General features: G+C 68.8%; 2 protein-coding genes and 1 pseudogene. All 3 read right to left on the reverse strand.

Annotated features, from left to right (window positions below):
• Positions 1-618 (reverse strand): annotated as a pseudogene (gene purH, locus AC1D34_RS35350) (bifunctional phosphoribosylaminoimidazolecarboxamide formyltransferase/IMP cyclohydrolase); the annotation flags it as partial.
• A gap of 100 nt (positions 619-718) precedes the next feature.
• Positions 719-2,446, reverse strand: coding sequence for a heparinase II/III family protein (locus AC1D34_RS35355; protein WP_441507447.1), 1,728 nt, complete (start codon positions 2,444-2,446; stop codon positions 719-721).
• 72 nt (positions 2,447-2,518) lie between these two features.
• Positions 2,519-3,474: RsmB/NOP family class I SAM-dependent RNA methyltransferase (locus tag AC1D34_RS35360; protein WP_476826761.1), on the reverse strand; the 956-nt coding region annotated here is incomplete at its 5' end.

Consider the following 3,474-nt stretch of genomic DNA (forward strand, 5'->3'; position numbering starts at 1 on the left):
GGCCGGGGATGTCTCCGCCAGCTCGTTGGCGAACCAGTTCGAGATCGCGGCGTCATAGGCGGCGGTGCGGGCATAGGCCTTCTGGGCGAGCTTGCGGCGCAGCGTCAGCGTGGTCGCGCCCTTCTGGCTCTCGAGTTCCCCAAGGACGGCGGCATAGTCCGACGCGTCCACCACGACGGCAACGTCGTTGTGGTTCTTGGCGGCGGCGCGGATCATCGCGGGGCCGCCGATATCGATGTTCTCGATGCAGTCGTCATAGGCGCGGCCGGCGGCGACGGTTGCTTCGAACGGATAGAGATTGACGACGAGCAGGTCGATCGGCGCGATGCCGTGGCCGAGCATCGAGGCCTGATGCTCGGGATGCGAGCGGATGGCGAGAAGGCCGCCATGCACCTTGGGGTGCAGCGTCTTGACGCGACCGTCCATCATTTCCGGGAAACCGGTGAGATCGGAGACATCGGTGACGGGCAGGCCGGCCTCGGCGATCGCCTTGGCGGTGCCGCCGGTCGAAACCAGCGCGATGCCAAGACGGTGAAGGGCGCGCGCGAATTCGATCAGCCCCGTCTTGTCGGAGACGGAAAGAAGGGCGCGTTCGACGCGGCGAAGCTCAGTCGGCATCGGGACAATCCGGTGTGCAGTGCAATGAAGGCGGCTTGGCGGGGCCGTATCATGCCGGGCCCTGGATGCARAGGGCGGTGTCCGGAGCGGCGTCCCGCCGTCAAAGCGGCAGTTGTGCCTCGGGTCCGCCCCGTTCATGCGACCGCGTTGCCCGCGGTGCCGTGCCGACGCGGGTCAAGCGCCAGGTGACTTGCGGCGTCACGGCAGCGTCGAAGCTGATCGTCAACTGCTCGGTTCTCCGTTTGCCGTCGGCTGCGGCGAGGAAGATGCTTTCCTCGATCGTGACGGCAAGGCCGGAGGCTTCGAACTCCCAGACTTCGCCGGATGGCAGCGCGAGCAGGGCGCCTTCGCCCTCGCGGATCAGGCTCGTTCGGATACCGGGGTGCAGATGGAAGCGTGCCACGGCCGGCAGGGTTTCGGTTCCCTTGGGCAGGGCGATCTCGTCTTCGCCTGTCAGCGTCGTGCCGTCATTGCTGAGCAGCAGGCGGCGGGTGTGCAGGGCGCCGAGATTGCGGTGGTAGCCATCATGGCTCGCGACCCATTCATGGCCTGCCTCGCTGTCCTGCCGCGCGACGCGCACGTCGGAGGGGCCGGCGATGATGCGGTGTTCACCGAGTACGAGGCCGAAGGAGGCGCTGGAGCGCTCCGCCAGGATCACCGTGGAATGGGCTGCGGTGCTACGCGCGGCCAAGCGGAGCTCGGGCGGTCCGAAACGGCTGGCGCCGCAATTGACGATGATGCGCTGGCTGCCGCTTGAGAACTCGAAGGACAGGCAACCTGCATGGGCCTCGACCGAGTTGGCCCCTCGCGGCGCCGCGCCGGCATCGACCACCACGGTGCTGCGGCCGGCGCCGAGCCGATCATAGCCGGAATAGGCGGCATGCTCGATCGGCCGCGCGCGGGCGTCGTCATAGGCCGCGAGCGTAGCCATCAGATCGGGCGGGGTAATGCCCATGCCGTTGAAGAGGGCGAGCGAGCCGTCGCCATGCCGGAACAGCCGCAGATGCGGCATCATCCGCTCGATCGCCATGAGGACACTGCGCGGAGGTTCGAGCCCGCGCGCGACGAATGTCTCGCGCAGGGGCAGGAGATCGAGCAGCAACTCGATGATCAGCCGCGGATTGCGGCTGAGATGGCCGCCATCGGGCAGGATCTGGACGTCGAGCTCGTCGGACAGGGCGGCCTCGGCGCGCCTCAGCCGGCGCTCCTGGCCGTCGAGGCTGATCGCGGCGAAGGTCACTGCGATCAGGCATTGCAGCCGCGCTGCGCCATCGACCGCGCCGGACAGCGTCAGCGTCAGCCGCTCCGTCAGCCGCCCGACATGGCGGATGAAGCGCTCGTAGAAAGCGTGATCTGCGCCCTCGAGAAGGAGCGGCGAATGCGACAGGAAGGAGATCAGTCGACGCGCGGCGACAGCCGGCTGCCTTGCGATCTCGCTGCGGTCGTGCCGCCTGTCGATGAACTCGTCGACCAGCGCGCGCGCATTGGCGCGGGCGATCGCGGTATCGGCGGCGCGCATGTGCCGAAGCCAGGAGAAGCCGTACAGGGCCTCGGACCAGCCCTCGCTCGGCGGCTGGCAGTCGAAGGGCGATTCGCCATGGGTTCTCAGCGTGCGTCCGGCGAAAGCATAATACCCGGAATAGATATCGCCGGCCGTAGTCGGATCGGCGGTGCGCAAATCATGCGGAGCAAAGAGCAGACGGGTGGCCTGGACATGGCCGAAAGGCCAGAGCTTCCGCGCGGCGCCGACGAACTGGCCACGCGTACGCCGCGCAGCCCGACCGATCGCCGCCTGGGCAAGCCCCCTACGCTCAGTCCAGCCGTTCAATGCCCCCGCTCACCCCGTCCCGATGCGAATCGTCCCGGAGGACGTGGTCGCGCCCTGCGAATCCCGGTTTCGTCATAGCCTGATCAGACGGCTTGCGTAAAATCCTGTCCATCCTGAGAGCCGCGGGCTTTCGCCGCGAAGCTGATGCGGCAAGGTACGAAGGTCGCCGGCGGCGTTGATCGCCTCAGGGAGGCCGCCGATTTCCTCGGGCTTGATCGGCACGCGCGCAAAATCCGGGTTCGCGGCGAGGAAGGCGTCGATCTGGTTCTCGCCCTCTTCCGGTTCAAGCGAACAGGTGCAGTAGACCAGGCGGCCGCCGGGCCGCGTCAGGCGCGCCGCCGCGTCGAGCAGCCGGGCCTGGAGTGCGGCGAGCTTGTCGCGATCCTCGGGTGTCTTCGTCCAGGCGACATCGGGATGGCGGCGGATCGTGCCCGTGGCGCTGCAGGGGGCGTCGAGCAGAACCGCGTCGAACGGCTCGGCCTGCCAGTTTGCGGCGTCGGTCGCCAGGATCTCGGCCGTGAGCCCGAGCCGTTCCAGATTGGCGCGCAGGCGGCGCAAGCGCGGCGCCGAACGATCGACTGCGGTGACGGCGGCGCCGGCTGCCGCGAGCTGTGCCGTCTTTCCGCCCGGGGCGGCGCAGAGATCGGCGATGCGTTCGCCCGGCTTGGGCGCCAGCAGCAGCGCCGGCAGTGCGGCGGCCGCGTCCTGCACCCACCATTCGCCTTCCGCGAAGCCAGGCAGGCTCGGCACCGGCGAGCGTTCGCGCAGACGCACCGATCCGGTCGGCAGCACGATGCCGCCGAGTTTCTCGGCCCAGCCTTCGGCGTCACCCTTCACGCTCAGATCGAGCGGCGGCTCGTCGGCGTGGCTTGCTGCGATGGCGGCGGCCGTTTCATCGCCATAGGCGCTGCGCCAGCTTTCGGCGAGCCAGGGCGGGGTGTCGGCAAAGGGGGCGGCGCTTCCGTTCAGGATCGCGTCGCGCTCGCGGGCAAGCCGGCGCAGCAACGCATTGCCCAGCGCGACATAGC

It is taken from the genome of Allobosea sp. P1_A7, from assembly GCF_056406775.1.